The following is a 26,481-nucleotide window of genomic DNA, read 5'->3' on the forward strand; positions in this document are numbered from 1 at the left end:
TCCTCGGTGCGCCACCGGTGCGGCGCCCGGCCCCGCCAGCGCCGGACGCCGCTCCGCGAGCGCCGCCCCGCGCGGCCTGCTTCGCGGTGCCCATCAGCCTGTCGACGATGCTCATGACTGCTCCTCCTCGACCCCCGCGCCGTCGCGGGGGTGCCCGACGGTAGGTCCGGGGCGCGGCTCCTGCTCGCCGGAGCAGGACGGCGGTCACCCCGGCCGGGCGGCCGCCGTCACCCCGGCCGGGCGGCCGCCGTCACCCCGGCCGGGCGGCCGCCGTCACCCGGTCGGAGCAACGGCGACCGGGCTGGTCTCCCCGCACGGGTCAAGTCGAGTACCCCGGGCGACGACGTGACGGGGGTGAGACGACACCGCGACGCTGCCGCTGCTCCTGCGCCGATGCCCCGCGACGTCGAGGCGCTCGAGAAGGTCCTCCAGGTCCTCGACGAGGGCGTGGCCGACGAGGCCGACGCCCACGCGCGGATCATCGGGGCCCTCGTGCCGGCCCTCCACCTGACGTACGGCGCCGTGTGGCTGCCGACGCCGGACGGCACGCTCGCGCTCGCCCACGAGGCGGGCGAGCTCGTCGGCGCCCTCGCCACCGCGGCCGGGGGCGCGCGCGTCCTGCGGCGCACCGACGGCCTGCTCGGCGAGGCCGTGCGCACGCGCCGGCCCGTCGTCGCGACGGGCGACGGTGCCAGCGCCTCGTGCCAGCGGTGGCAGGCGGCGGTGGGCGCAGGCGCCACGGGCGGGTGCGCCCTGCCGGTCCTGCAGGGCGGGGACGTCGTCGCCGTCCAGGAGTTCTACACGCGCGAGCAGCTGCCCTTCTTCGGCGCCCGCGCCGAGAAGTGGGAGGCCATCGGCCGCATCACGGCCCAGGCGCGCCAGCGCGCGCTCGTGGCCGCCGAGCTGGCCGAGGTCTCGGCGTCGCGCCTCGCCGTCACGACGGTCGTCAGCCGGATCACCGCGACCCGCGACGAGGCGTCGGCCATCACGACGGCGCTGGAGACGGTGCGCGACGCCTTCGGCTGGGTCTACGGCTCCTTCTGGGTCGTCGACGGCGACGTGCTGCGCTTCGCCGTCGAGTCCGGCTCCGCCGGCGACGAGTTCCGCCAGGTCACCCGCTCGGCGACCTTCGCCGAGGGCGTCGGGCTCGCCGGCCGGGCGTGGAGGGCGCGCGACCTCGTGCACGTGCGCGACCTCAGCCGCCTCACCGACTGCGTCCGCGCCCCCGCCGCCGGCCGCGCCGGCGTCCGCTCGGGCGTGTGCCTGCCCGTGCTCGTCGACGACCGCGTCGTCGCGACGATGGACTTCTTCACGACCGAGGAGAGCGACCTCTCCGAGTCGCGCGCCTCGGCGCTGCGCAACGTCCAGCAGCTGCTGTCGCAGCACCTCGAGCGCCTGCGCCGCCTGCAGTACGACGAGGAGAAGGCCCAGGAGCTCCTCGGCACCGTCTCGCAGGTGCGGGGCGCCACGGAGGACGCGCACGCGGTGGCGGGCGCCGCCGTCGCGCGCACCGCGACCCTGACGACCGACGTCGACGCGCTCGCGAGCGCCTCGGCGGCCATCAGCGACGTCATCGGCATCATCTCCAAGATCGCCGCGCAGACGAACCTCCTCGCGCTCAACGCGACGATCGAGGCGGCCCGCGCCGGCGAGGTCGGCCGCGGCTTCGCCGTCGTCGCGGGCGAGGTCAAGGAGCTGGCCCGCGAGACGGCCGCCGCCACCGAGCGGGTCGCCGAGCAGGTCCGCACCATCCAGGCCAGCAGCGTGGCGGTGTCCTCGGGCATCCACGAGACGAGCGAGATCATCAGCCGGATGGACGCGGTCCAGTCCCGCATCGCCGAGGTGCTCGCCCAGCAGGCCGCCATGGCCGAGGAGTTCGCGGCCCGGGGCTGACGCGAGGTCGACCCGGGGGCGCCCCGTCGCCGTCGTCGCCGCCATGATGGCCCGCGGCGCACGGACGACGAGGACCGCGGGAGGACCGGCGATGACGACGGACGCAGCAGAGGCCATCACCTCGGGGAGGACGGCCCTGGGCCTCGAGCTGGGCTCGACCCGGATCAAGGCGGTGCTCGTCGGCCCGGACCGCGAGGTCCTGGCCTCGGGGGGGTCCTCGTGGGAGAACCAGCTCGTCGACGGGCGGTGGACGTACGCGCTCGAGGACGTCTGGGACGGCGTCGCCGCGGCGTTCGGCGCGGTCGCCGCGCAGGTGCGCGAGCGGCACGGGGTCGTCCTGGAGCGCCTCGGCGCCCTGGGCGTCTCGGCGATGATGCACGGCTACGTGGCGCTCGACGCCGACGACGAGCTGCTCGTGCCCTTCCGCACGTGGCGCAACACGAGCACGGGCGAGGCCGTGGAGCGCCTGTCCGGGCCGATGGACTTCAACGTGCCGCACCGCTGGACCGTCGCCCACCTCGTGCAGGCGGCGATCGACGGCGAGGAGCACCTGTCGCAGCTCGCGGCCGTCACGACCCTGGCCGGGTACGTGCACCGACGCCTGACCGGTGAGCTCGTGCTCGGCGTCGGAGACGCCAGCGGCGTCTTCCCGGTCGCGTCCGCCGGGGGCGTCCCGGGCTACGACGCCGACCGCCTCGCCACCGCGCAGCGCCTGCTCGACGAGGCGCTGCCCGACGGCGTCGCCGTCTCCCTCGCCGACGTGCTGCCGCGCGTGGCGGTCGCCGGGGAGGGCGCGGGGGAGCTCACCGAGGCCGGCGCCCGGCTGCTCGACCCGTCCGGCGCGCTGCAGCCCGGTGCGCTCGTGTGCCCGCCGGAGGGCGACGCGGGCACGGGCATGGTCGCCACCGGCTCGGTCGCGCCGCGCACCGGCAACGTCAGCGCCGGCACGAGCATCTTCGCGATGGTCGTCCTCGAGGGGCCGCTCGCCCGGGTGCACCGCGAGCTGGACCTCGTCACCACCCCCGCTGGCGATCCCGTCGCGATGGTCCACTGCAACAACGGGGCCAGCGAGCTCGACGCGTGGGCGCGCCTCTTCCAGCAGTTCGCCGCGGCGCTCGGCGCCCCGGCCGACGACGGGGCGGTCTTCGGGGCGCTCTTCCGCGCCTCGCTCGACGGGGCGCCCGACGGCGGCGGGATGCTCGCCTACAACTACCTGTCCGGCGAGCCCATCACCGAGCTCGAGGAGGGCAGGCCGCTCTTCCTGCGGACGCCGGGGCGGCCCTTCGACCTGCCGACCTTCATGCGCACCCAGATCTACGCGGCCTTCGCGACGCTGAAGATCGGCATGGACGTGCTGGCCGGCGAGGGGGTCCGCCTCGACGGGATGTTCGCCCACGGCGGCGTCTTCGCGACGCCGGGCGTCGCCCAGCGCCACCTCGCCGCGGCCATCGGCGCGCCGGTGTCGGTGGGCGACCTGGCCTCCGAGGGCGGGGCGTGGGGCGCGGCCGTCCTCGCCACCTACGCCGCCGACCGAGCGGCGGGGCGCGACGGCGGGCTGTCGCTGGCCGAGTACGTCGCCGAGCGGGTGGTCGCCGGGGCGCGGATCGAGACGGTCGAGCCCGACCCGGACGACGTCGCGGGCTTCGACGCCTTCCTGCGGCGCTACGTCGACGGCCTGGCCGTCGAGCGCGCCGCCGTCGAGGCGGTGACGAGCTGACCGCCGGCGCCTCGGCCGCCGGCGCCGCGAGCGGGCCCGCGGCCGCCGTCGTGCGGCCCTACCGCGAGCAGGACCGGGCGGATCTCTACGACGTCTGCGTGCGCACGGGCGCGGCCGGCGGCGACGCGCGGGGCCGGCACGGGGACGACGACCTGCTCGGCGACGTGTGGCTCGGGCCCTACCTGCACCTCGAGCCCGAGCTGGCCTTCGTGCTCGACGACGGCGGGCGCGCCGTCGGCTACTGCGTGGGCACCGCCTCGACGGTGCGCTTCGTGCGCGGCTACCGCGACGTGTGGATCCCCCGCCTGGGCAGCCGGCGGCCCGTGCCGCCCTCGCCGCCCAGGACGCCCGACGAGGAGGTGCTGGCGCTCCACCACGACCCCGAGCGCCTGCTGGTGCGCGAGCTCGCGGACCACCCCGCGCACCTGCACGTCGACCTGCTGCCCTCCCACCAGGGCGCCGGGCACGGGCGGGCGCTCGTGCACGCCTTCCTGGCGGCGGCGCGCCGGGCGGGCGCACGGGCGGTCCACCTCGGCGTCGCCGCGGAGAACACCCGCGCCCGCGCCTTCTACGCGCGCCTCGGGTTCACCGCGCTCCCCGTCCCGGGGGCCGTGCCGGGCACCGTCCTGGGGCGCAGCACCACCTGACCCCGCCCGTCGCCGGGGGCGCTGCCGCGCCTCAGGGTCCGTCGCCGCGCGAGGTCGAGCGGTAGTCGCGGGCCGTGCGGCCGAGGACGGCGCGGAAGTCGTGCGCCAGGTGCGCCTGGTCGGCGTAGCCGAGCTCGGCCGCCACCTGCGCGACGGTCGTCCCCGGCTCCTCGCGCAGCCGCTGCGCCGCCTCCTGCAGGCGGTATCGGCGGATGACGGCGAGCGGCGGCAGCCCGATGCAGCGCTCGGCCGCCCGCTGCACGGCGCGGGTCGAGACCCCGAGGCGCCGGGCCAGCTGGTCCACGCGCACGAGGGCGCGGTCGGCCGCGACGACGTCCTCCAGGGCGTTCGCCAGGCGCCCGACCTCGTCCGGGGCGGGCAGGTGCTCCTCCGCCCAGGCGAGGAGCGCCGCCACGGCGCTCCGGCGGCCGGCGTCCTCGTCGGGGCGCGCCATCGCCGCGGCGACGTCCCGCTGCAGGTCCGGCGCCGCCACCGGCACGGTCGTGTCGCGCAGCTCCCGGGGGCGCGGGTGCAGCGCCGCCAGGCCCGCCGGGCGCAGCAGGGCCCCGACGACCCAGCCGGCGCCCTCGAGGTCGACGTGGGAGGCGCGCGTCGTCGGCCCGGCCAGCTCCACCCCGTCCGGGCCGACGACGAGATTCGCCGCGGGGAAGGGCAGCAGGTGCTGGCGCGAGATCTCGCCCGGCGGCAGGTCCCAGCGGGGCACCCAGCACCAGCGGACGCGGTCGGCGAGCGCCGCCGGCGCGGCCTCGCGCGCGAAGACGGGCAGGCGCCCGGGGAACAGGACGCCGCGGCGGTCCTCGAGCTCGGCCACCGCACCCTCCGGACCTCGTCGCAGATCTCCAAGACGCCCGTGCGGCGGCGTCCCTACGGTCACGCCATGCCTGATGAGCAGCCCACCGACGACAGCCCCTCCGACATCCCGCGCCCCGGCGTGACGGGCGAGCACACCACCGACGGGGTCCCGCACGGCGCGACGAGCCTGACGCCCTTCCTGGCCCTCCGCGGCGCCGCGGAGGCGGTCGAGTTCTACCGCACGGCCTTCGGCGCGCGGGTCGTCGACGTCACCGAGATGGGCGGCGTCGTCGTCCACGCCGACCTCGACCTCGGGCACGGCCACCTGCAGCTGGGGGAGCCGAGCCCCGACTTCGGCCTCGTCCCGGCGCCCGAGGAGGGGGCCTGCTACTCGCTCGGCCTCTACTGCGCCGACGCCGACGCGCTGGTGGCCCGCGCCGTCGAGGCCGGGGCGACGGTGCGGGAGCCGCTCATGACCTTCGTCTCCGGCGACCGCTACGCCTCGCTGCTCGACCCCTTCGGCGTGCGGTGGTCGGTGATGTCCCGCGTGGAGGACCTGTCCGAGGAGGAGAGCGCCCGCCGGGTCGCCGCGTGGGCTGCCGAGCAGGCGGGGTCCGCCTGAGCCCGGCGGCTCCCGCCGAGGACCTGGCGCACGGCGACCTGCGCAACGCCTCACTCGAGGCCCGCGCACGCCTCTGACCTGCGGCGACGGTGCGTCACCGCCCCTTCCGCAGGTCGGTGTGCGCGCGACCGCGCCCACGGCGGGGTCGGCGCCCCCTCAGTCGAGGCAGAACTCGTTCCCCTCCGGGTCGGCCATGACGACGTGGCCGGCGTCGAGGGGCGGCCGGGGCTCGTGGCGGGAGAGCCGGGTGGCGCCGAGGGCCACGAGCCGCTGGGCCTCCTGCTCGAGTGCCACCATCCGCTCCTCGCCGGTGAGCCCCGGGGCGGCGCGGACGTCGAGGTGCAGCCGGTTCTTGCCCCGCTTCGCCTCCGGGACGCGCTGGAAGTACACGCGCGGGCCGACGCCCGACGGGTCGACGACGGCGGAGGCGTCGTCCCACCGCTCCGGCGGCACGCCCATCGCCGCGAGCGCCTCCTCCCACGAGGCGAAGCCCGGGGGCGGGGCCTGGACCTCGTACCCGAGCGCCCGCGCCCAGAAGGCGGCCAGGCGCCCGGGGCCGGCGCAGTCGACCGTCACCTGCAGCTCGCGGGGCACGGCCCGGAGTGTGCTCCGGCGGGGGCGCGGGCACCAGGGGGCGAGGTGTCGGCGGCGTGCCACCGAGGACGGCCCCCTCCGGGCGGTGTGTCGACGAAGTGCCTTTGAAGGAGGCCCTGGAGGGCGATGTGTCGACGAGGTGCCTCGCCAAGGGCGCCGTCGTCGCTAGCGTGGCGGGCGTGCGGTGGCTCCCCGGCGAGGTCGCCGACCCGCGAGCCGGGACGGCGGGTCCGGGGCTACCCCGGGCGCTGCAGGAGGAGATCGACACCCCGCCGCAGGCACCGCGCCGCGCTCCGCGCGGCCGGGTGCCCGCACGACGGGACAGGTCGTCGGGGGCCGCCGCACGCCGGCAGCACGCGCACGGTCGATCGGGGTCCACGCCTCCCGTCGGGCTGAGCACGTCGACGCGGCCCGCCGCCTCGTGACGACGGGACCCGCGGTCGCGCAGGCCCTCGCCGACGCGATGCTCGCCGAGGGCGCGTGGGACGCCGCCGCCCTCGCGCGCGCCGCGGCGCGCGTCGTGGGGCCGCGGCGCCGCTGGCTGCCGGCGCTCGCGGCCGAGGTGCTCGCCACCTGCCCGCGCCCGCCGCGAGACGCTCCCCGGTACCTCGGCGCCGTCGTCGCGGGCGCCCCGTCGTTCGCCCGGGCCGAGGAGCGCGCGCAGCGGCGCGGGCATCCGCTCCCCGTGCTCTCGCGCCCCGTCGTCGCCACGCGCGCGGGCGGGTCCCGCTGGCCGACGGCGCCGCTCGACGACGTCGGGGACCTCGCCGACCTGCTCGGCCTCGACGTCGGGCACCTCGACTGGATGGCCGATGTCCGGGGGCTCCAGCGCCGCGCCCCCGCCGGCCCGCTGCACCTGCACCGCTACCGCTGGGTCGAGCGGCCCGGCCGCGTCCCCCGGCTGCTCGAGGTGCCCTCGCCGCGCCTGCGCCGGGTGCAGCGCACGGTCCTGGACGCGGTGCTCGCGGGGCTCCCGGCCCACGACGCGGCCCACGGCTTCGTGCCCGGCCGCGGGGTGCTGAGCGGCGCGCGCGAGCACGTCGGGCGGGCCGTCGTCGTGCGCGCCGACCTCACCGCGTTCTTCGCCGCGGTGACCGCCGGACGGGTCTTCCGAGTGCTGCGCGCCCTCGGCCAGCCCGAGGCGGTGGCGCACGTGCTGACGGGCCTGTGCACGACCCGCGCGCCCGTCCGCGTCCTCGCGGCCATGCCGCCCGGCGGGCGCGACGCCGACCGCCACCTCCTGCGCCGGTGGCTGGCCGAGCCGCACCTCGCGCAGGGCGCGCCGACATCGCCGCACCTGGCCAACCTGGCCGCGCACCGGCTCGACGTCCGGCTGTCCTCCTACGCCGCGGCCTGCGGTGCCGTCTACACCCGCTACGCCGACGACCTCGTCCTCTCCGGCGGCGACGACGTCGCCCGGCGCGCGGGCCCCCTTCTCGAGGGCGTCCGCCGGGTCGTGCGCGAGGAGGGCTACCGGGTCAACGAGGCCAAGACGCGGGTGCAGCCGCGCCACCGGCGGCAGTCGGTCACGGGCGTCGTCGTCAACGACCGTCCCGGTGCCGGGCGCCGGGAGACCGACGCGCTGCGGGCCCTGCTCCACAACTGCGTGCGGCACGGCCCGGCGTCGCAGGACCGGGACGGCCGGGGCGAGGGCTTCCGCGCCCACCTCGAGGGGCGGGTGTCGTGGGTGGAGCACGTCTCGCCCCGGCGCGGGGCGGCGCTGCGCGGGGAGCTCGGGCGCATCGCCTGGTGAGGCGTCCGGCCCCGTGGTGCCGGGGCCCCGTCGTCACCCGTCGGTGGGCGGCCGCCACGGCTGGACGAAGTCGTTCGCCGGCCAGCCCTCGACGGCGGCCAGCAGCGAGGTGCTGCTCGCGCCGTCCAGCTGCTCGCGGACGATGTCGGCGTGGCCCGCGTGCCGGGCGACCTCGGTGACGAGGTGGACCATCCGGTAGCGCTCGACGGACGGCGTCGGCTCCGTCCGGCCGAACCACGGCGCCGGGGGCTCGAGGGCGTCGCCGCCCGGGTCGGTGGCGTGCCAGCGGTCGAGGAGCTCGGCGCGGACGCGGTCGAGGTCGGCCACCGCGCCGGCCAGCGTCTCGTCGTCGCCGAGCGCGAAGCTCGACTCGAAGCGGGCCCGGTCGTCCGGGGTGGGCGCGCCGTCGGCGACGAGGCGGCCGCCGAGGACGTGCGCCACGTGCTTGACGAGCCCGCCGACCGACAGGCTGCTCCGGCAGGGGGTGGCGCGCGCCTGCTCCTCGGTGAGGCCCTGCGCCGCCGCGCGAAGCGCGTCGAGGTGCTCCTCGAGGTGCCCGACGAGCACCTCGCGCTCCGAGTACGTGCCGGGACCGAACACCGCGACCTCCGAGGCCGGCTGCTGCTGCGGACGGCCCGAACGGTAGGGCTTCGGGCCCGCCGTGCCCAGACCTCAGCGCTACCGTCCTGCCCGTGGTCCTCCAGGTGCCGGTGGACGTCGCCCGCCCGGCCTTCGCCGACTCCGTCAGCGGTCTGCTCGCGGCCGTCGAGGGCCTCGACGAGACGGCCCTCCTCGGTGCGTCCCGCTGCCACGGGTGGACGCGGCTCGACGTCGTCGTCCACGTCCTCGGGGGGTGGCACGAGGTGCTGGGCGGCCTGGTGTCCCGCACCGAGGAGCCGCCGACCGTCGACGCCGCCACCTACTGGCGGGCCTTCGCGGCGGCCGCGGCCGCCGAGGACCCTGTCGCGGAGCTCATGGCGCAGCGCCGCCGCACCGCGTTCTACGCCCGCCCGTCCTCGGCCGTCGCGCACCTGCGCGACGTGGCGGCGGCGGTCCTGCGGGGGGCCGCCGTCCCCGACGGCCGTCAGGTCTTCCAGGGCGACGTGCTCACGACCGGCGACTTCCTCGCCACCTGGGCCGTCGAGCACGCGGTGCACCACCTCGACCTGCTCGTCGACGAGGCGCCGCCGTCGTCGGCGCTCGCCCTCGCGCGGGCCACGGTCGAGGCGCTCGCCGGCGGCCCGCTGCCCACGGCGGACGACGTCGAGGCCGTGCTCGTCGGCGCCGGTCGCCGGCCCGTGCCCGGGGGCTGGGGCGAGGTCGGGCGGCGGCTGCCGGTGCTGGGCTGAGCCCCCACCGCCCCTCCGCTCGGGCGGCTCGGGCGGGTGACGTCCGCCGAAGGCCCTCCGGCGGCGCCCCCGGTCCGGCACGCTGCCGCTCGAGGACGAGCACGAGGAGGGCATCGGGTGGGTCCGACGTCTCGCCCCGCCGCGCCGCGGTGGTTCCCCTTGCTGGCGCTCGTGCCCGTCGTGACGGGCGTCGTCGCCGCGACGACGACCGGCGACGTCGTCGCGACGACGTCCGCCGCGCTCACGGCGCACGCCGTCGTGTCGTGGGGAGCGAACGCCTGGCTCGCGGAGCGTCGTCGGGACGTGCACCCGCGCGTGCGCGAGGCGCTCGTGCGGCGCGCGATGGAGCCCCCGTGGGTGACGGTGCCCCTCGTCGCGGGCGCGGTGTGGGCGGTGGTCGTCCTCGCCGGCCGCGTCACCGAGGACGCGGGAGACGGGTGGGCGTGGGCGCTCCTGTCCTTCGTCGGTCTCGCCCTCGTCCTGGGCGTGGTCCACCTGGCGCGGCGCGCCCTGCGTCGTCTGCGCCGCCGCGCCCGAGCCCGCGCCGCCGACCGCGCGACCCGCCGCGGGGCGCGGGTGGCCTGAGGGGGTCGGTGGGGTAGCGCCCCTCACGCCGTCGCGTCGACCTCCATGGTGACCAGGGTGTCGTCGAAGCAGACGTGCCCGGCGGCCAGCAGGACGTCGTGCAGCGGCTCCTCGTAGCTCCACGCGGCGTCCTCGACGACGCGCCCGGAGGAGGTGCGCAGCGACCAGTAGGTCGACCAGCCCTTGTACGGGCACGCCGTCTTCGTCGACGAGACGTGCAGCGCGGCGACGACGTCCTCGCGCGGCAGGTAGAACCGAGGAGGCAGCTGCGCCTCGAAGACGGCGACCGGCTCGGTGCTCTCGGCGAGCAGCTCGCCGTCGAGCGTGACCCGCACCCGGCGGGCGCTCGGCAGGGCGTCGACCCGGTGGAAGGGGTCGCGCGGGTGGCCGACGTTCTCCTCCTCCTCGTGCCACCAGGGGCCGAGGGCGTCGAAGTCGACGAGCACGAGGCCCGCGAGGTCCTCGTCGTCCGGCCGGAAGGCCGCGCCCGGGCGCACGACGCCGCCGGCGGACAGGTCGAGCGCCGTCCCACCCGTGGTGTGCGCGGCGAAGGGGACGTCCGGGCCGAGCATCCCGTCGGCGGGCGCAGCGTCGGCGAGGTCGCGGGCGGGCGCGAGGTCGGCGCGCACGTCCTCCTCCGGGACGGCGTACTGGCACAGGAAGCGGCGCGGCTCCCACACGGCGACGGCGCGCGTCGTGTCGAGCACCACCCCGCCCCCGAGCGCCGCCCGCACGCGCTTGCCGAGCGGCTCGAACCGCAGCGCGTCGATCGCGCCGCCCAGGACCTGCTGCTGCCTCGTCGCCATGGCGCCATCGTGGGTCGACGCGGTCCGCCCCACACCTCGGCGAGCCCACCGCGTGGCCCCCCGGCAACGGTCGGGGCGGCCACCGGTGCCCGTGAGCACCGGTGACCGCCCCGTGAGGTGGTGCGGGTCAGCCCTCCTGGCCGCGACGGCGACGCAGCGCGAGCAGGCCCGCGCCGCCGGCCGCGGCGAGCGCGGCGCCGCCGACGAGCGAGGCCGTGGGGACGCCACCGGCCGTCCCGCCGTCACCGGCGTCGGCGCCCCCGCCCGGCATCGCCATCGAGGCGACGTCGAGCGTGCCGCAGGCGGCCGGGTCGGTGGCCTCCTCGGGCAGCGAGGGGTCGAGGTCGGACACGACGTCGCCGTCGTAGCTGCCCGACCCGTTGAGGTCGACGCCGTGCAGGACGACGACGCCGTCACCGTCCGCGATCTGCTGGGCCACCTCCGGCGAGACCTCGAGGGTGCGCGAGTACGACGCGTCCCCGACCGGGAAGCGGTCGACGGCGAGGCCGCTGTCGGGGGAGGAGTCGCCCTCGGTGGTCAGCGAGACGGCGATGGCGCCGTAGCTGCCGGCGGCGTCGCTCACCTGGAGGGCGCCGTCGGCGCCCGAGCCCTCGGTGTCGTTCGACGGGCAGGAGTTCGTCCCGCCGATGTGGATGTGCTGGGCGTGCGGGGCGCCGGCGAGCAGGCCGCTCGGCGTGATGCTGATGGTCAGCTCGGTGCCCGAGATCGAGCCGGTGACGTCGGCGGTGACGCCCGAGTCGTTGAGCTGGGTGAGCGAGCCCGTGAGGTCGGTCGAGCTCGACGTCGAGGCCATCGCGGGTGCGGCGAGCGGCAGAGCCGCGAGGCTCAGGGCGGCTGCCAGGGCGAGCGTGCGCTTCGGGTCCATGGGGCGCCTTCCGTGGTGGTGACCGCTCACCCGGCGCAGGGCGCGACGGCAGCGGTACGGGCGAGAAGCCCGCATGGCAAAGAAGAACACCTATCGCGCCGCTTGGCTACCCTTCGTGAGATTCGCTGACGTGGGGTGACGGCGGGTCGGTGGTGGGGACGACGTCCGCCTCTCCCGTCCCTTGCCCCGCCGCGACGCCCGGGAGGAGGCTGCAGCCGTGCGCCGGCTGGTCGTCTCCGTCCTCACCTCCCTCGACGGCGCCTACGTCGGGCCGGGGGGCGACCTGTCGGTGCTGCCCTTCGAGGACGCCTTCAACGACCACAACCTGGCGCTGCTGCGGCGGGCGGGGACGCTCGTCTACGGCTCGACGTGGTTCCCCGACAACTGGACGCACTGGTCCGGCGTGGCGCAGGACGCGGCGTCGGGAGAGCGCGACCGAGAGATCGCGCGGCTCGTGACGTCGCTGGACGCGCTCGTCGTCAGCGACACGACGGTCGTCGACGCCGGCGCCCCCTGGGCCGCGACGACGCGCGTCGTCCGGCGCGACGACGCACCTGCGGAGATCACCCGGCTGAAGGCCGGCGACGGCGGCGACCTGCTCGTCTTCGGCAGCGCGACGACGTGGAACCCCCTGCTGGCGCAGGGCCTCGTCGACGAGCTCGTCGTCCTCGTGGGGGCGGGGCTCGCCGGTGAGGGCGCCCGGCTCTACGCCGGGCCGCCGGCGAGCCTGCGCCTGCTCGACGCGCAGGTGCTGCCGGGCTCGCAGCTCGTCCGGCTCCGCTACGACGCGACGCCGACCGCGGGCTGAGCCGGGGCGGACGCGGCGCCCCGCCGGTCGGATCAGCCGGGCGACCAGGCGTAGGTGGCGTCCGGCTCGCCCTCCTCGGTCGTGGAGCCGTCGCTCGTCCCGACGAGCACGAAGCCGGCGCGCTCGTAGAAGGCGCGGGCCCGGGCGTTGCGGGCGAAGACGTGGAGCCGGAGCCCGGCCGGGCTCGCGCGCCGGGCGGCGTCGAGGAGCGCGCTGCCGAGACCACGGCCCTGGGCGCCCGGCGCGACGTAGAGCTGCTCCAGCCACCCCTCGTGGACGGCGGAGAGCGCCACCACGCGGCCGTCCTCCTCGGCGACGGTCACGACCTGCGACGGCAGGACGACGTCGGTGAACCAGGCGCGCGTCTCCTCGCGCGGGTGCAGCCGCGGCAGCCACGGCATCGCCTGCTCGCGGGCGTCGTGGTGGACGGCGGCCAGCGCGACGGCGTCGGCCGGGGTGGCCGGTCGCAGGCGCGCTGCGGCGCGGCGTCCCTCGCCGTCAGCCATGGAGGGGGAGCTTGTAGCCGCGGTGCGAGGCGACGAAGCCGAGCCGCTCGTAGAAGCGGTGGGCGTCGGTCCGAGAGCCGTCGGTGGTGAGCTGGACGACCGCGCAGCCGCGCCGGCGCGCCTCGTCGACCACCCAGCGCAGCAGCGCCGTCCCGAGACCGGTGCCGCGCAGGTCGCCCCGCACGCGGACCGCCTCCACCTGCGCCCGCGTGGCGCCACGGCGCGAGAGCCCGGGCAGCACGCCCAGCTGGAGGGTCCCGACGACCTCGCCGGCGCGCTCGGCGACGACGACCTGCTGGGCCCCGTCGGCGTCGACGCGGGCGAGCGCCGCCCGGTAGGGCTCGAGGTCCTCGGGCCTGTCGAGGACCTCGCGGGCGGCGCCGAGGTGGTCGTCGGCGAGCATCGCCACGACCGCCGGGAGGTCGCCGGCGACGGCGTCCCGCAGCACGACCGTCGTCCCGCGCACCACCAGCTCGCCCAGCACCGCCACGGGGCCAGCATGCCGTCGTCGGTGGCCCGGGTGGCGGGTCGGTCCTGAGGCAGTCCCGAGCCGGTCCCGCGCCGCCGAGTCCGACGTCGTGCCTCGAGTCCGACGGTGCGCAGGCCGGGGAGGAGTCCTGACCCGTGCGACGTCGGACTCGAGGCACGACGTCGGACTCGAGCCCACCCGCCCGTCACCCGGGACGGGTCCGGGCGACGGCGGCGGCGCGCCTCACGCCGCGTCGGCGGCGCTGACCTCGAGGAGGCTGCGCCACGGGTCCTCGAAGCGCAGGGTGCGCCCGTCGTGCTGCGCGGCGACGCCGTGGCGCCGCAGCCGCTCGGCGAGGGCGTCGACGTCGGACGCGGAGGGGACGACGACGGAGACCTGCCCGAGCCCGATGGTCGCCGCGCGGGCGCCGGCACCGCGGCTGCCCCAGCTGTTCATGGCCATGTGGTGGTGGTACCCGCCGGCCGCGACGAAGATCGCCCCGTTCCACTCGGCGGTCAGCTCGAAGCCGAGGGCGTCGACGTAGAAGTCCTTCGCGGTCGCGACGTCACCGACCTTGAGGTGCACGTGACCCACCTCGGCGCTCGTCGCGGGGCGCTCGACGAGGTGGTCGCGCAGGAAGCCCCGCGGGTCCAGCGGCTCGGCGCCCATGACGACCCGGCCGTCGCGGTAGGACCAGTCCTCGCGGGGGCGGTCGCGGTACAGCTCGATGCCGTTGCCCTCGGGGTCGGTGAAGTAGAAGGCCTCGGAGACGAGGTGGTCCGCGGACCCCACGTAGACGGACCGCGGGTGGCGGGCGGCCGAGGCGACGACGTCGGCCAGCGCCGAGCGGTCCGGGAAGAGGAGCGCCGTGTGGAACAGGCCCGCCTGCCCCGGAGCGGGGGCGGGCAGCCCGGGGGTGGGGACGAGGACGACGAGCGCCGTGCGCCCGCGGCCGAGCACTACGACGTCGCCCGCGGCCGCGCCCGGTGCGCCGCGGTCCGTCGCGGTGCGGGCGTCGTCGCCGGAGAGCTCCTCGAGGCCCAGCGCGTCGCGGTAGTACGCCGACATCCCCGCGAGGTCGGCGACGTGGAGGGTGACGGCGTCCATCGTCGTCGCGCCGGGCAGGAGGTCGTGCGCGGGCCGGGGCGCCGCGGTCGCGCCGTCGAGGACGGCGGAGGGGGTCGGGCGGTCCGGCATGGCGGTCTCCAGAGGTTGTCGCGTGAACCAGTGAGGCCGACAGTACGCCGCTACGGTTGTCGCGACAACCATGGAGGAGGGGCATGAGCACGCAGTGGCTCGACCGGCGCCAGCTGGCGGCGTGGGTGCGCGTGGCGTCCGTGCTGGAGGTGCTGCCCGGGGTGCTCGACGGGCAGCTGCGGCGCGACGGCGGCGTCACGCTCTTCGAGTACTTCGTGCTGGCCGTCCTCACCGAGGCGCCGGGCGGGACGATGCGCATGAGCGCGCTGGCGCAGCAGACGAACGCCACGCTCCCGCGGCTCTCCAACGTGGTGCGGCGCATGGAGTCCCGCGGGCTCCTCGTGCGGCGGCGGGCCGACGACGACGCCCGCGCCACCGACGTGGGCCTCACCGAGGAGGGGTGGGCGACGACGGAGCGGGCCGCGCCGGGCCACGTCGCCGCGGTGCGCCACCACGTCGTCGACGCGCTCACGCCCGAGCAGCTCGACCAGCTCGTCGCCATCACCGACGCCCTCCTCGAGCGCCTCGACCCGACCGGCGGCATGGCGGCCACGTACCGCCGTTACGACGACTGAGGGCGGAGCCGTCGAGAGGACGCCTGACGGCGGAGCGCGCCCGCTCACCCGTCCGCGACGCGGGCCCTCTCCTCCGCGGGCGTGCGGCGCCCGAAGACGCCCACGCCGAGGCCGACGGACACGACGAGCAGCAGCGACATGACGACGAGCAGCGGCACGGGCCCGAGCTGGGCGATGAGCGGCAGCGCCGCCGCGGTGACGAGCCCGCCGCCGAAGAAGGGCTCGAAGGCGAGCTGCTTGTACCCGAAGGCCTCCATGGCCGGGGTGGCGGCGTGCGGGTCGGCGACCCGGATGAGGATGAGGCCGGTGGCGGTGACGCCGAGGGACTGGCCGAGGTCGCCCACCCCGCGCTCGAACCAGAAGCGGGGGATCATCCGGCGGGCGAGGAAGACGAAGACGCCGATGTTCCAGGCGAGGCCGGCGACGGCGAGCAGCAGGAACGTCACCCAGTTCGACGCGATCGCCTGCAGGGACAGCGTCGCCAGGGCGCTGATGATGAGCAGGTCGAGGGCGATGCCCTGGATCCGCAGCATCATCTGGCGGTCGACGATGCCGGTGGTGTCGTAGCGGTCCACGAGCTTCTGGACGAGGACGCCGCCGATCATGGCGAGCGGGAACAGCGGCACGTAGGCGAAGAGCTCGATGGTGTCGGCCCACAGCGCGGCCTCGAGCGCCTGCAGCCCCTCGAGCACGGCGAGGCCGACGAGCACGGCGACCGCGACGACGGCGAAGTGGATGGCCAGCGGCTCCACCGACGCCGTGCGCACCGTGAGCATGGCCGCCGGCTTCTGCTCGTCCTTCTCGTAGAGCCCGCGCTGCTCGGCGAGCGACGTCTTCGCGTCCGCCTCGAGCACCTCGGCGCGCCCCGTCCGCACGCCCCAGTTGATGAGCGCGATGCCGACGACGACGCCCGAGACGACGCCGATGGTGGCGAGCCCGAGCGCCAGGTCCTGACCCTCGGGGAAACCGAGCTCCTCGAAGGTGGAGCCGAGGCCGGCGGCCGTCCCGTGGCCGCCCTCGAAGCCGACCTCGATGAGCGCGCCGACGAGCGGGCTCTGCCCGAGCAGGGGCACGAGGACGAGCACCGCGAGGAGCAGGCCGATGACGTACTGGCCGGACGCCATCGTCACGCCGAGGGCGAGCTGCGGGCCGGCGAGCTCGGCGGCCTGACGCGCCTTGGGGATCCGCTCGCCGAGGAAGAGCGTGGCGAAGACGACGGAGATGAGCAGGCCCGGCAGCGAGGACCAGACCTCGAGGAACTCCTCGGGCCAGGCGCCGCCGGCGAGGGGCGCGCCCTCGCCCCCGATCGCGCGGGCGATCGCGCCGACGACGCCCGGCCCCAGCACGAGGGCGAGGAAGCCGCCGATGATCGAGCTCGGCAGGAAGAGCTTCTGCGCCGTCCTCGACCGGATGCGGATGAACTTGGCGACGAGGAGGACGACCCCCAGCACCAGCAGGCTCAGACCGACGACCTCTGCGGACACGCTGGCTCCCAAGGGCTCCGGGGGCGCGGGCCCCGGCGAGGGCCCGGTGGGTCCGCACACCCTGACGGCTCGGGACGGACCGGACAACCCCCCGCGTGCGGGCCGGGGCGCCGCGCCGCGTCAGCGCAGGTGCTGGACGAGGCGGCGCTCGCCGGCGGCCGGGTCGACGACGACCTCGGCGAGGGCGCCGTCGACGAGCGCGAGCTGCGGCGGCACGTGCCCGCAGTCGACGTCGACGACCACGGGGACGTCGAGCCCGGCGAGGGCGCTGCGGACGGCGTCGTGCTGGGTGAACGAGCCGCTCGCCGGTGCACCCGTCCGCCCCACGAGGACGGCGGAGGCGACGTCGAACCAGCCGGCCAGGCGCATGCGCCACAGGTCGCGGGCGACGTCCGTGGCGCCGTCCCCGCCGGCCTCCAGGTGCAGCAGCAGGCCGTCGTCGCCGGCGTGCGCCGCGGCGAAGGCGGGCACGTCGCCGTAGGGGGTGCCCGCGAGGATGGACGTCGTCTCGACGCACCCGCCGAGCAGTCGCCCGCGGGCGCGCACGGGCCCGGCGCCGGGGTCGAGGAGCTCCCACGTGCCGGTGCGGTCGTGGGTCGGCTCGCTGACGGCGGGGTCGGCCTCCCAGTCGTCGAAGCCCTCGGCGCGGTGACGGCGCGAGGGCCCCTGCGCCAGAGCCGTTCCCGTCGGCGCGGAGGCGACGTCGAGCCAGGGCAGCAGCGGTTCGGGCACCCGGTAGGGCGTGTCCAGGAGGTTCGGACCGTGCAGCGTCGCCCACCCGAGCCGCGTCGTCAGGGCCAGCGTCAGCGTCGAGGTGTCGGAGTACCCGACGAGCCACGTCGGCTCGGCGGCGGCGAGGGCGTCCCAGTCGAGCAGCGGCAGCACCTCGACGGCCAGCTCGCCGCCCCAGGGCGGCACGACGGCGCGGACCTCCGGGTCGAGGAGCATCGCCTGCAGCTCCGCGGCCCGCTCGGCCGCCGGGGCGCTGACGTGCTCGCCGTGGCGCAGGCCCGGCCGGTCGACGACGCACGCGCCGACCCGCACGCGCAGGCCCCGCCGGCTCAGGACGTCGACCGCGACGTCGAGCCGCGGCACCAGCGGCGCCGGCACCCCGCTGGACGGCGCGGTCACCCCCACGACGTCGCCGGGGCGCAGGGGGCGGGGGAGGCGGACGGTCACGGCGCGAGCGTGCCAGCGCGGCCGGGCGAGGTCGTCGGCGCGTCCGGCCGCGCGGCGCGTCCGGTGGGGTGCAGGACGCCGTCGGCCGCTCGCCCGGCGAGGGCTACGGCACCGCCATCCGCTGCGTCCCGAGGACGGCGAGCACCTGCAGCTTCTCGTGGTCCTCGGTGCCGGGCTGGGCGGTGTAGACGAGCAGCGAGTGGGACTGGTCGGGGTCGAGCAGCCGCTGGCAGCTGAGCGAGAGGGGGCCGACCTCGGGGTGGACGAACCGCTTGACGTCGTCGGGCACCAGGCCGACCTCGTGCTGGTCCCACAGCGCGCGGAACTCGTCGTGGTCGCGCAGGAGGTCGACCAGGTGCGCGGCTCGGGAGGCCGGGCCCCGGAGGGTGACGACGCGGCGCAGGTGCGAGACGTACAGCCGTGACATGTGGTCGTGCTCGGCGGGGTCGTGCCGGGTCCGGGCATCGGGGTCGGTGAACCAGCGGTAGCCCACGCTGCGGGCCGGGCCGGTGAAGCGGGTGCTGTCGCCGAGCAGCGCCGTCGCCAGGGGCGTCTGCCGCAGCGTCTCGCCCAGCTCGCTGACGACCTCGGCCGGCGTGTCGACGAGGCGGTCCATGATGCGCAGCAGCCCAGGGCTGACGTGCGCGCTCGCCGCGCCGCGCGGGGGCGGCTGGTGCCCGGCCAGGCGGAAGAGGTGGTCGCGCTCGTCCAGGGTCAGGTGCAGCCCCTGGGCCATGGAGGCCACCATCTCCGCCGACGGCTGCGGGCCCCGCTGGCGCTCGAGCCGCGCGTAGTAGTCGGTCGACATGTGGCACAGGGCCGCCACCTCCTCGCGGCGGAGCCCGTCCGTGCGCCGCCGCGGGCCCCGGGGCAGGCCCACGTCCTCGGGCTGGACCGCCTCCCGCCGGGTGCGCAGGAAGTGCGCCAGCCCTTCCCTGTCGACCGCCACAGCGGACCTCCCGTCCCCCAGGGCGCCGCGGACCGGCGCCCGGGTCGTGTCTACCCGTGCGACGGGGCGACGAGCCACGGCCTGCCGGTCCCCCTCTCGCGGTGGGCTCGCCGGGAGGCGTCCGGGCGTGCGCCGCTCCCTCCCGGCCGAGGGGCGGACCGGCGGTCCGTGGCTCCGCGGGTCCCTTGTCCCGGCCCGGGCGGTGGCGGAGCGTCGGGCTCACGCCGATCCCGGCGCCGTCGGGACCCGCCGGCGACCACCCGAGGACCTCCAGGAGGAGCCATGCCCCGCCCTCGCAGCACCACGACCCTGCCGGACCTCTCCGGCCGCCTCGCCGTCGTCACCGGAGCCAGCGACGGCGTCGGCCTCGTCGTCGCCCGCCGGCTGGCCGCCGCCGGGGCCGAAGTCCTGCTCCCCGTCCGCAGCCCCGCCAAGGGCCGGGCGGCGCTGGGGACCATCACGGCGGCGGTGCCCGGCGCACGGGTGTCCCTGCGCGAGCTCGACCTGGCGTCGCTCGCCTCCGTCGCCGCGCTCGGCCGGACGCTCGCGGAGGAGGGCCGCCCCGTGCACCTCCTCGTCGCCAACGCCGGCGTCATGACGCCGCCGGCGCGCACCACCACCGCCGACGGCCACGAGCTGCAGCTCGGCGTGAACCACCTCGGGCACGTCGCCCTCGTCGCCCACCTGCTGCCGCTGCTGGCGGCCGGGCGCGCGCGGGTCGTCTCGCAGATCAGCGTCTCGGCGATGCGCGGCTCGGTGCGCTGGGACGACCCCGACTGGGAGGAGCGCTACGACGGCCAGGCCGCCTACTCCTCCTCCAAGATCGCGCAGGGGCTCTTCGCCCTCGAGCTGGACCGGCGCAGCCGGGCCCACGGCTGGGGCCTGACGAGCGCGCTGTCCCACCCCGGCGTCGTGCCCACGGGCCTGCTCGCCGCCCGGCCCGAGCTGGGCCGCGACCGCGACACCCCGCAGGTGCGGCTCATCCGCCGCCTCTCGCGCTGGGGCCTCCTCGTCGGCACCCTCGAGACGGCGCCGCTGCCCGCGCTCGTGGCCGCCACCGCGCCCGAGCCCGTGGGCGGGCTGATGTTCGGCCCGCGGGGCCTCGGGCACCTCAGCGGCGGCCCCGCCGAGCAGCCGCTGTTCCGGCCGCTGCGCAGCTCCGCCGACGCCGCGCGGGTCTGGGGCTGGTCGGAGCGGCTGGCGGGCGTCCGCCTTCCCGAGGGCGCGCTCGAGCCGCTCGCGCCGTGGCGGGGCGCCACGTCGTGAGCGGGCGGACGTCGACGACGCCCGAGGCGACGTCGTCGACGGCCCCGGGCTCCCGGCGCGGGCGGGCCGCGGTGGCGCTCGCCGCCGCCGTCCTCACGGCCGCCGTCACGCTCACACCCGTGGGCGAGGGGTGGGCGTGGGGCGCCCCGAGGGAGGAGCTGCGCTGGTACCTCGCCGGGCTCGACCACCCCGGCACGCTCGTGCAGCTGCTCGGCAACCTGCTCCTGCTCGCCCCGCTCGCGCTCGCCGTCCACCGGCTGGAGGGCCGGGTCGCCCGTCCGCGGGTCCTCGTCGCGCTGGCCCTCGCCACCGCGGCCTCGATCGAGCTCCTCCAGCTGGTGCTCCCGCTCGGCCGGGTGGTCTCGCCGCTCGACGCGACGCTCAACGCGACCGGCGCCGTCCTCGCCGTGGTCGTCGCCGAGGCGCTGGCGACGGCGGCTCGTCCCGGCCGCCGTCCGGCGCGCACGGCTCGCGCCCGGGCGGCCTGAGGCCGCTCGACCGACCGTCTCGCCTCGCGCCGGGGCCGACGGGTCGCCAGGGTCGTGGGGCCGGCGCGGACGCGCCGGCGCGCGACGACGACGGAGGACGCATGGCCACCTGGCTCATCACCGGATGCTCGACCGGGCTCGGACGCTCGCTCGCCGAGGCGGTCCTCGAGCGGGGCGGGCAGGCCGTCGTCACGGCGCGCGACCCCGGGTCGGTGCAGGACCTCGTCGACGCCCACCCGCAGACGGCGCTCGCGGTCGCGCTCGACGTCACCGACGGCGAGCAGGTCCGGGCGGCCGTCGCCGCCGCGGAGGAGCGCTTCGGCGGCGTCGACGTCCTCGTCAACAACGCCGGGTACGGCTACCGCGGCGCCGTCGAGGAGGGCGACGAGGGCGACGTCGCGCAGCTGTTCGCCACCAACGTCCATGGACCGGTGGCCATGGCGAAGGCCGTGCTGCCCGGCATGCGGGCCCGCCGCAGCGGCACGATCGTCAACATCTCCTCGATCGGCGCGCGGGTGTGCCCGCCCGGCTCCGGCTACTACGCCGCGACGAAGGCGGCGCTCGAGGGCCTCAGCGGGTCGATGCGCGCCGAGCTCGCGCCCCTCGGCGTCACGGTCATGGCGGTCGAGCCGGGCGGCTTCCGCACCGACTTCGCGGGGCGGTCGCTGACGGGCACGCGAGTGGTCATCGAGGACTACGACGAGACGGTCGGGGCCCGGCGCAAGGAGAACGACCGCGCCCACGGCACCCAGCCCGGCGACCCCGCCAAGGCCGCCGCGGCGATGATCACCGCCGTCGAGTCCGGGCGCGCGCCCGGGCTGCTCATGCTCGGCAGCGACGCCCTCTCCTCGATCGACCAGGTGCTCGACGCCCAGCGCGCCGAGATCGACGAGTGGCGCGAGCTCAGCGCGAGCACCGACCTCGACTGAGGGCCGTGAGGCCTCGCCGCCACGGCTACGCGGGCGTCCCGTCCTCGGGGGCGCGCCCGGCGGCGACCGGGGCGTCCAGCGCGGCGGCGCAGGCGGTGAGGTCGTCGAGCAGGCGCGCCCGGTCCGACGCGGTGGCGCCGGCCAGCATGCGCTCCTCGACCTCCGCCACGAGCCGCGTCGCGCGGGCGAGGACGTCCACGCCGTCGGCGGTGAGGCGCGTCGGCAGGGCGCGACCGCTGGCGGGGGCGGTCGGTCGCGAGAGCAGCCCGCGGTGCTCGAGGCCCTGCAGCAGCGCGTGCGCGGACTGGCGGGTGACGAAGGTCGCCCGGGCCAGCTCCGCGGCCGACAGGCCGGGGCGCTGCCGGAGCACCTCGAGGCAGGAGTACTGCGACACCGACAGGTCCAGGGGGCGCAGCGCGCCGTCCATGGCGGTCCGCAGGGCGGTCGCCGCCACCTTCAGCGCGTAGCCGACCGACGACCCCAGGTCGACACCCTCGTGCGTCATGTCAGCATCCTGACATAGCCTCAGTGTCAGTCGACCTGACATCGGTCGACGCCCTTCTCGAGGAGATGCCATGGCCACCGTCACCGGACCCGACTTCATCGCCCTGCAGGTGCGCGACCTCGAGGCGGCCGCCGCCTTCTACGAGGACCGCCTTGGCCTGCGACGGGCGCCGTCCTCGCCCCCGGGCGCCGTGGTCTTCGCGACGCGGCCCGTCGCCTTCGCCGTCCGCGAGCCCCTGCCCGGCGTCGACCTGGCGGCCGTCTCCCCGCGCCCCGGCGTCGGGGTCGCCCTGTGGCTCGGGGCCGACGACGCGCAGGGGCTGCACGACGACCTCGCCGCGGCCGGGGTGCCGGTCGTCGCCGCGCCCGTCGACGGACCCTTCGGTCGGATGTTCACCTTCCTCGACCCCGACGGGTACGCCGTCACGGTCCACGACGCCGCCTGAGCCGACCCGACGCCGCGGTGTCGGAGTCGGCCGGGCGTGCCCCCAGGGCGACGCCCCGCTGCCACGCTGGGCCGGTGGACGTCTCGAGCGTGACCGTCGGGCTGCCGGTGAGCGACCTGGCCCGGGCGGTGGCCTGGTACCAGCGGGTGCTGGAGATGGGCGATCCGGACCTGGAGATCGGCGACGACCTCGTCGAGTTCCAGGTGGGGCCGGTGTGGCTGCAGCTCGGGCGGGGGGCGACGGCGCGCTCCGGCGCCCAGGTCGTCCTGCGGCTCGGGGTGGCCGACGCGGCGGCCGAGCACGAGCGGCTCCTCGGGCTCGGCGTCGACGCCGAGCCCCTCGAGCACGTCGAGGGGGTGGTGGACCACTTCGGCTTCCGCGACCCGGACGGCAACCGGCTCGGCGTCTACGCGCTGGCGCAGGAGTCCTCGGCGCCGTAGTGGACTCCCTCGCGTCGCGCGGTCGTCGTGCGCTCGGCGGCAGCGCACCAGTCCCCGCGGTCGTCGCCGGCTGAGCCCCGCGGGGCGGCCCGCCGCCGGCGTCAGGTCGAGCCGTAGAGCTCGCGGGCGGAGCGGACGAGCTCGGCCGCGCACGACGGCTCGTCGTCGCGCCACCAGGCCAGCCAGACGGGGACGGGCTCGGCGTCCAGGACCGGTCGGTAGGCGAGCCCGGGTCGCGGGTGCTGCCAGGCGGTGGCCTCCGAGGTGATGCCGATCGCCTGCCCGGCGGCGATGAGCGAGAGCCACTCGTCCACGGAGTGGGTGTCGCGCGTCGCGGCCGGAGCGGCCCCGGGGGGCCACAGGTCCTCGGTCGTGGTGCCCGTCCGGGCGTCGACACCGACCGTCTCGCCCGTGAAGTCGCGCAACCGCACTCCGCGGCGGCGGGCGAGGGGGTGGTCGGCGGGCACTGCGGCGCAGCGGGTCTCGGTGCCCACGAGGGCTGTGGCGAAGCGGCGCACGTCGAGCCGCCGGCGGGTGACAGCGACGTCGGCGACGCCCTCCTGCAGGCCGGCGGTGGTCGTGCCGGCCTGGACGAGGACCAGCGCCGACGAGGGGTGGGCGGTCGACCACCGGCGCTGCAGGGGGACCGTGTGCCGCCCGAGGGCGGCCCAGGCGTAGCCCAGCCGCACCTCGGCGGGGACGTCGCGGGCCTCGTCGGCGGCCAGGCGCGTGAGGGTCTCGACCTCCTCCACCGCCCGCCGCGCGTGGACGACGACACGACCGCCGGCCGCGGTGGGCGCTGCGCCGCGGGGCGTGCGCCGCAGGAGCGGGAGCCCCAGCGCGCGCTCCAGGCCGGCGACCAGACGGGACACCGAGGCCTGGGTGGTGCCCAGGGCGATGGCCGCGTCGGTGAAGGTGCCCTCGTCGACGACGGCGAGGAACGCCCGCAGCTGCCGCACCTCGACCGCCATGCGGCGACCGTATAGCGGGCGCGCGTCGCGCATTTCGCCGGCGACCGCGGCGTCGGGAACCTCGAGGCATGGACCTCCCCGGTGCGTCCCGCCCCGACCTCGCCCGGCGTCCCTCGGGTGCGCCCGCCGCCGCCGTCGTCACCGGGCCGGGCCCCACGGCCGGGCGTGGCACCACAGCCGGTCCTGCTGCGGGTGCACCGGGCGGCGAGGCGGGCTGGTGGCGTGGTGCGGCGACGGCGCTCGTCGGCGCGACGAGCAACCAGCTCGGCGCCGGCGTGGGCGCGGGGGCCTTCGGCGCCGTCGGCCCGGCGGGCGTGGTGGCGGTGCGCCAGGTGGTCGCCGCGGCCGTGCTGCTGCCGCTGGCCCGGCCGCCGCTGCGCCGGCTGACCTGGTCGCAGTGGTGGCCCGTGCTGCTGCTGGCCCTCGTCTTCGCCGGCATGAACCTGGCGCTGTACACCGCCGTCGACCGCATCGGCCTGGCCCTGGCCGTGACGCTGGAGTTCCTCGGGCCGCTGGGCGTGGCGCTGGCGGCCTCCCGCTCGCGCCGCGACCTGCTCACCGCGCTCGTCGCGGCGGCCGGCGTCTACCTCCTCGTGCTGCCCGGCCCCTCGAGCGACCTCGTGGGCGTCGCCGTCGGCGTCGCTGCGGGCGCGTGCTGGGCGGCGTACATCGTGGTGAACCGGGTCGTCGGCCGGCGGCTGCCGGGGCTGCAGGGCCCCGCCCTGGCGAGCGGCCTGTCCGCGGTGGGGTACCTGCCGGTCCTCGTGCTCGTCACCGCCGACGGCCGGTGGGACGCCGAGACCCTCCTGCGCGTGCTCGCCACCGGGCTGCTGTCCTCCGTCGTGCCCTTCACGGCCGACCTCGTGGCCCTGCGCACCGTGCCCCCGCGGGTCTTCGGGATCCTCTCGAGCACCCAGCCGGTGCTCGCGGCGCTGGTCGGCCTCGTGCTGCTGGGCCAGGTCCTGGCGGCGCACGAGTGGGCCGGCATCGCCGTCATCGTGGTGGCCAACGTGGTGGCGGTCACGTCCGCGCCGCGGCGCAGCCGGCGGAGGAGCGACGGTCGGGGCCCCTCCGTGGACGGCGGCGACGCCGTGTCCGGTGCCTGAGCGCCTCTACCGCAGGTGGTGCTCGACCACCCGGGCGCTGCGGTCGGGGACGGCGGCGTCGGCCTCGCCGTGCGCCCGACGCGCTCGGAGCCGGCGTCGGAGCTCCCACAGGCGGTCCTGCTCCAGCCGCACCTGGCGGAGGCGCTGCTCGTCGTCGACCGACCTGCTGGCCCGCTGCTGCAGCCGGTGCTCCTCGGCGACGAGCTCGGTGAGGTCCGCGGCCAGGTCCTCGGGGCGGAGCGGCTGGGCGGTCATGGCGTCTCCCTGGGGTGCGGGCCTGGGGCGCGGGGCGTCGGCGCCGGCGCTCCTGCCGCCGCCGAGGGGTGCTGCGACATCTTCAGCACGAACTCCGCCCGGTGGGGGCCGCGCGGGGTGATCGGGGGCGGCGACGTGCCGCGACGCACGCCCTCGGTCCTCGGGCCGGGTCCAGGCCCTGCTCGCGCCGCTACCGCCTCCTCCGCTGCAGGGGACGGGAGGGTGGGGCGGTGACGCGGAGGACGGTGACGGGTGGACCGCGCGCGTGGTCGCAGGCCCCGCGGCGGTGGTCGCGCTGGGTCCCGGGGCTGCTCGCCGTCGCCGCCGTCGTCCTGCTCGTGCTGGCCGTCGCGGCGTCCCCCTGGTGGGCGGTGCTGGGCGTCGCGGCGGGCGCTGCGGGCGTCGGTACGTGGACCGCCGTCCGGCGGCTCGACCGGCGCCGTCGTCAGCTCGAGGGCGTCACCGTGGCGTAGCGGCCGGCGTCGCCGCAGCCCTGCGGTGAGGGGAGGTGCCCCCACCCGGGCGCATCCGTCCGGGCAGGACGAGCGCGGCGCCGAGGACGACGACGGCGCACGCGCCGAAGGACGCCGGCAGGCCGACATGCGCGCCCAGCACGCCGGTGGCGGAGGCGCCGACGGCCTGCCCGGCGGTGAGGGCGATGAAGAGCGTCGCCGTGGCCGGCCCGGCGGCGTCCGGTCGCAGGGCGCCGGCCCAGGCGATGAGGACGCCGGACAGGGCCGTGTAGGCGCCGCCGAAGACGGCGCCGGCGACGGCGGCGAGCGCCACCCGCCCGGGCGCGAGGGCGAGCGCCCCGGTGGCCGCGGCGGTGAGCGTGACCGTGAGGACCCAGGACCGGCGCAGCCCGAGCAGGCGCACGGCGTCGCCGCTGGCCGCGCCCAGGACGGCCGCCGCACCCAGCAGGACCCACAGCGCCGCCGTGGTCCGCTCGGGCAGGCCGCCGGTGGTGGTGACGAGGTCGCGCCCGAAGGTCCACACCGCGGCGCTGCCCAGCCCCGCGACGGCGGCGGCCAGCACCGGTCGCGCCATCGTCCGGTGCGACGACCTCGGGGTGCCCCGTCCGCCACGCCCTCCGCCACGCCGTCCGGGGGAGCGCTCCGGCGGCGGTGCGGGCCAGGTGGCGGACCGGTCGACGACCGCGGCGGTGAGCACGGCGGCCGCGGCCGCGGCGACCCACACGGGGCGCCAGACCTGGGGCGCGGCGAGCACGGCCGCGCCGGTGACGG

The 26,481-nt window shown here is 77.5% G+C and carries 30 protein-coding genes and 1 pseudogene; 16 read left to right on the forward strand and 15 right to left on the reverse strand.

Going from position 1 to position 26,481, the window contains the following annotated elements; all coding sequences use genetic code 11:
* Positions 1–393: 393 nt before the first annotated feature.
* The 3 genes from HLB09_RS19075 (at position 394) to HLB09_RS02410 (ending at position 4,257) form a co-directional block, all read left to right on the forward strand.
* Positions 394–1,893: a methyl-accepting chemotaxis protein gene (locus HLB09_RS19075; RefSeq protein WP_171201813.1), complete on the forward strand. Its 1,500-nt coding sequence runs from the start codon at positions 394–396 to the stop codon at positions 1,891–1,893.
* A gap of 91 nt (positions 1,894–1,984) precedes the next feature.
* Complete coding sequence (locus tag HLB09_RS02405) at positions 1,985–3,610, forward strand: FGGY-family carbohydrate kinase (RefSeq protein ID WP_171201814.1); 1,626 nt, start codon at positions 1,985–1,987, stop codon at positions 3,608–3,610.
* Positions 3,611–3,660: 50 nt separating this feature from the next.
* Complete coding sequence (locus HLB09_RS02410) at positions 3,661–4,257, forward strand: GNAT family N-acetyltransferase (RefSeq protein WP_171201815.1); 597 nt, start codon at positions 3,661–3,663, stop codon at positions 4,255–4,257.
* A gap of 31 nt (positions 4,258–4,288) precedes the next feature.
* On the opposite strand, the gene HLB09_RS02415 is transcribed toward HLB09_RS02410, so the two are convergent.
* Positions 4,289–5,089, reverse strand: a complete 801-nt coding sequence (locus tag HLB09_RS02415) for an AraC family transcriptional regulator (protein ID WP_171201816.1) — start codon at positions 5,087–5,089, stop codon at positions 4,289–4,291.
* 66 nt (positions 5,090–5,155) lie between these two features.
* On the opposite strand from HLB09_RS02415, the gene HLB09_RS02420 reads away from it, so the two are divergent.
* Positions 5,156–5,692 (forward strand): VOC family protein, encoded by a 537-nt coding sequence (locus tag HLB09_RS02420; RefSeq protein WP_171201817.1) that lies wholly within the window; start codon positions 5,156–5,158, stop codon positions 5,690–5,692.
* A 156-nt stretch (positions 5,693–5,848) separates the two neighbouring features.
* Here HLB09_RS02420 and HLB09_RS02425 read toward each other — a convergent pair whose 3' ends face one another.
* Positions 5,849–6,286 carry a VOC family protein gene (locus tag HLB09_RS02425; RefSeq protein WP_171201818.1) on the reverse strand — a complete coding sequence of 146 codons (438 nt, stop codon included), beginning with the start codon at positions 6,284–6,286 and terminating at the stop codon, positions 5,849–5,851.
* 421 nt (positions 6,287–6,707) lie between these two features.
* Here HLB09_RS02425 and HLB09_RS02430 point away from each other — a divergent pair, with 421 nt between their 5' ends.
* Entirely contained in the window at positions 6,708–8,039 is a 1,332-nt protein-coding gene (locus HLB09_RS02430; protein WP_171201819.1) for a reverse transcriptase family protein, read from the forward strand.
* 33 nt (positions 8,040–8,072) lie between these two features.
* Here HLB09_RS02430 and HLB09_RS02435 read toward each other — a convergent pair whose 3' ends face one another.
* Positions 8,073–8,639, reverse strand: a complete 567-nt coding sequence (locus tag HLB09_RS02435) for a DinB family protein (protein WP_171201820.1) — start codon at positions 8,637–8,639, stop codon at positions 8,073–8,075.
* A 92-nt stretch (positions 8,640–8,731) separates the two neighbouring features.
* On the opposite strand from HLB09_RS02435, the gene HLB09_RS02440 reads away from it, so the two are divergent.
* Positions 8,732–9,388 carry a maleylpyruvate isomerase N-terminal domain-containing protein gene (locus tag HLB09_RS02440; RefSeq protein ID WP_171201821.1) on the forward strand — a complete coding sequence of 219 codons (657 nt, stop codon included), beginning with the start codon at positions 8,732–8,734 and terminating at the stop codon, positions 9,386–9,388.
* Between the two features lie 117 nt (positions 9,389–9,505).
* Positions 9,506–9,973: a hypothetical protein gene (locus HLB09_RS02445; RefSeq protein ID WP_171201822.1), complete on the forward strand. Its 468-nt coding sequence runs from the start codon at positions 9,506–9,508 to the stop codon at positions 9,971–9,973.
* A 23-nt stretch (positions 9,974–9,996) separates the two neighbouring features.
* Here HLB09_RS02445 and HLB09_RS02450 read toward each other — a convergent pair whose 3' ends face one another.
* Both HLB09_RS02450 and HLB09_RS02455 read right to left on the reverse strand, forming a co-directional pair.
* Positions 9,997–10,779, reverse strand: a complete 783-nt coding sequence (locus tag HLB09_RS02450) for a DUF427 domain-containing protein (protein ID WP_171201823.1) — start codon at positions 10,777–10,779, stop codon at positions 9,997–9,999.
* A 127-nt stretch (positions 10,780–10,906) separates the two neighbouring features.
* On the reverse strand, positions 10,907–11,665 hold the full coding sequence (locus tag HLB09_RS02455; RefSeq protein ID WP_171201824.1) for a hypothetical protein: 759 nt from the start codon (positions 11,663–11,665) through the stop codon (positions 10,907–10,909).
* 217 nt (positions 11,666–11,882) lie between these two features.
* On the opposite strand from HLB09_RS02455, the gene HLB09_RS02460 reads away from it, so the two are divergent.
* A complete protein-coding gene (locus HLB09_RS02460; protein WP_171201825.1) occupies positions 11,883–12,473 on the forward strand; it encodes a dihydrofolate reductase family protein in 591 nt (196 codons plus the stop codon).
* Positions 12,474–12,505: 32 nt separating this feature from the next.
* Here the strand turns inward: HLB09_RS02460 and HLB09_RS02465 are convergent, their stop codons facing one another.
* The 3 genes from HLB09_RS02465 to HLB09_RS02475 form a co-directional block, all read right to left on the reverse strand.
* Positions 12,506–12,979 carry a GNAT family N-acetyltransferase gene (locus tag HLB09_RS02465; RefSeq protein ID WP_171201826.1) on the reverse strand — a complete coding sequence of 158 codons (474 nt, stop codon included), beginning with the start codon at positions 12,977–12,979 and terminating at the stop codon, positions 12,506–12,508.
* Positions 12,972–13,382 (reverse strand): GNAT family N-acetyltransferase, encoded by a 411-nt coding sequence (locus HLB09_RS02470; RefSeq protein WP_171201842.1) that lies wholly within the window; start codon positions 13,380–13,382, stop codon positions 12,972–12,974. The genes HLB09_RS02465 and HLB09_RS02470 overlap by 8 nt, the downstream gene beginning before the upstream one ends.
* Before the next feature lie 309 nt (positions 13,383–13,691).
* Positions 13,692–14,645 (reverse strand): VOC family protein, encoded by a 954-nt coding sequence (locus HLB09_RS02475; RefSeq protein ID WP_171201827.1) that lies wholly within the window; start codon positions 14,643–14,645, stop codon positions 13,692–13,694.
* Positions 14,646–14,728: 83 nt separating this feature from the next.
* Here HLB09_RS02475 and HLB09_RS02480 point away from each other — a divergent pair, with 83 nt between their 5' ends.
* Complete coding sequence (locus HLB09_RS02480; protein WP_171201828.1) at positions 14,729–15,220, forward strand: MarR family winged helix-turn-helix transcriptional regulator; 492 nt, start codon at positions 14,729–14,731, stop codon at positions 15,218–15,220.
* Between the two features lie 44 nt (positions 15,221–15,264).
* Here HLB09_RS02480 and HLB09_RS02485 read toward each other — a convergent pair whose 3' ends face one another.
* The 3 genes from HLB09_RS02485 to HLB09_RS02495 form a co-directional block, all read right to left on the reverse strand.
* The gene (locus tag HLB09_RS02485) at positions 15,265–16,704 is read right to left on the reverse strand and encodes a sodium/glutamate symporter (protein ID WP_171201829.1); all 1,440 of its coding nucleotides are present in this window, start codon (positions 16,702–16,704) and stop codon (positions 15,265–15,267) included.
* Positions 16,705–16,824: 120 nt separating this feature from the next.
* The gene (locus tag HLB09_RS02490; protein ID WP_171201830.1) at positions 16,825–17,883 is read right to left on the reverse strand and encodes a S66 family peptidase; all 1,059 of its coding nucleotides are present in this window, start codon (positions 17,881–17,883) and stop codon (positions 16,825–16,827) included.
* 103 nt (positions 17,884–17,986) lie between these two features.
* The gene (locus tag HLB09_RS02495) at positions 17,987–18,832 is read right to left on the reverse strand and encodes a helix-turn-helix transcriptional regulator (RefSeq protein WP_171201831.1); all 846 of its coding nucleotides are present in this window, start codon (positions 18,830–18,832) and stop codon (positions 17,987–17,989) included.
* Positions 18,833–19,114: 282 nt separating this feature from the next.
* Between HLB09_RS02495 and HLB09_RS02500 the strand changes: the two genes are divergently transcribed.
* The 3 genes from HLB09_RS02500 to HLB09_RS02510 all read left to right on the forward strand — a co-directional run bounded on the left by HLB09_RS02500 (position 19,115) and on the right by HLB09_RS02510 (position 21,515).
* On the forward strand, positions 19,115–20,098 hold the full coding sequence (locus HLB09_RS02500) for an SDR family oxidoreductase (protein ID WP_171201832.1): 984 nt from the start codon (positions 19,115–19,117) through the stop codon (positions 20,096–20,098).
* Complete coding sequence (locus HLB09_RS19695; RefSeq protein WP_212755834.1) at positions 20,095–20,586, forward strand: VanZ family protein; 492 nt, start codon at positions 20,095–20,097, stop codon at positions 20,584–20,586. The genes HLB09_RS02500 and HLB09_RS19695 overlap by 4 nt, the downstream gene beginning before the upstream one ends.
* Before the next feature lie 101 nt (positions 20,587–20,687).
* Complete coding sequence (locus tag HLB09_RS02510) at positions 20,688–21,515, forward strand: oxidoreductase (RefSeq protein ID WP_171201833.1); 828 nt, start codon at positions 20,688–20,690, stop codon at positions 21,513–21,515.
* Positions 21,516–21,540: 25 nt separating this feature from the next.
* On the opposite strand, the gene HLB09_RS02515 is transcribed toward HLB09_RS02510, so the two are convergent.
* Positions 21,541–22,020 carry a MarR family winged helix-turn-helix transcriptional regulator gene (locus tag HLB09_RS02515; RefSeq protein ID WP_171201834.1) on the reverse strand — a complete coding sequence of 160 codons (480 nt, stop codon included), beginning with the start codon at positions 22,018–22,020 and terminating at the stop codon, positions 21,541–21,543.
* 70 nt (positions 22,021–22,090) lie between these two features.
* On the opposite strand from HLB09_RS02515, the gene HLB09_RS02520 reads away from it, so the two are divergent.
* Positions 22,091–22,465, forward strand: coding sequence for a VOC family protein (locus tag HLB09_RS02520; protein WP_171201835.1), 375 nt, complete (start codon positions 22,091–22,093; stop codon positions 22,463–22,465).
* A gap of 74 nt (positions 22,466–22,539) precedes the next feature.
* Entirely contained in the window at positions 22,540–22,905 is a 366-nt protein-coding gene (locus tag HLB09_RS02525) for a VOC family protein (protein WP_171201836.1), read from the forward strand.
* A gap of 101 nt (positions 22,906–23,006) precedes the next feature.
* Here HLB09_RS02525 and HLB09_RS02530 read toward each other — a convergent pair whose 3' ends face one another.
* Entirely contained in the window at positions 23,007–23,876 is an 870-nt protein-coding gene (locus tag HLB09_RS02530; protein WP_171201837.1) for a LysR family transcriptional regulator, read from the reverse strand.
* 68 nt (positions 23,877–23,944) lie between these two features.
* On the opposite strand from HLB09_RS02530, the gene HLB09_RS02535 reads away from it, so the two are divergent.
* Entirely contained in the window at positions 23,945–24,982 is a 1,038-nt protein-coding gene (locus tag HLB09_RS02535; protein ID WP_171201838.1) for an EamA family transporter, read from the forward strand.
* Between the two features lie 6 nt (positions 24,983–24,988).
* Here HLB09_RS02535 and HLB09_RS02540 read toward each other — a convergent pair whose 3' ends face one another.
* A complete protein-coding gene (locus HLB09_RS02540) occupies positions 24,989–25,237 on the reverse strand; it encodes a DUF2630 family protein (RefSeq protein ID WP_171201839.1) in 249 nt (82 codons plus the stop codon).
* Between the two features lie 230 nt (positions 25,238–25,467).
* On the opposite strand from HLB09_RS02540, the gene HLB09_RS02545 reads away from it, so the two are divergent.
* On the forward strand, positions 25,468–25,710 hold the full coding sequence (locus HLB09_RS02545) for a hypothetical protein (RefSeq protein ID WP_171201840.1): 243 nt from the start codon (positions 25,468–25,470) through the stop codon (positions 25,708–25,710).
* Here the strand turns inward: HLB09_RS02545 and HLB09_RS02550 are convergent.
* Positions 25,697–26,481 (reverse strand): annotated as a pseudogene (locus tag HLB09_RS02550) (MFS transporter); the annotation flags it as partial. The gene HLB09_RS02545 and the pseudogene HLB09_RS02550 overlap by 14 nt on opposite strands.

Origin of the sequence: Pseudokineococcus marinus (genome assembly GCF_013004605.1) — a bacterium.
GTDB lineage: Bacteria > Actinomycetota > Actinomycetes > Actinomycetales > Quadrisphaeraceae > Pseudokineococcus > Pseudokineococcus marinus.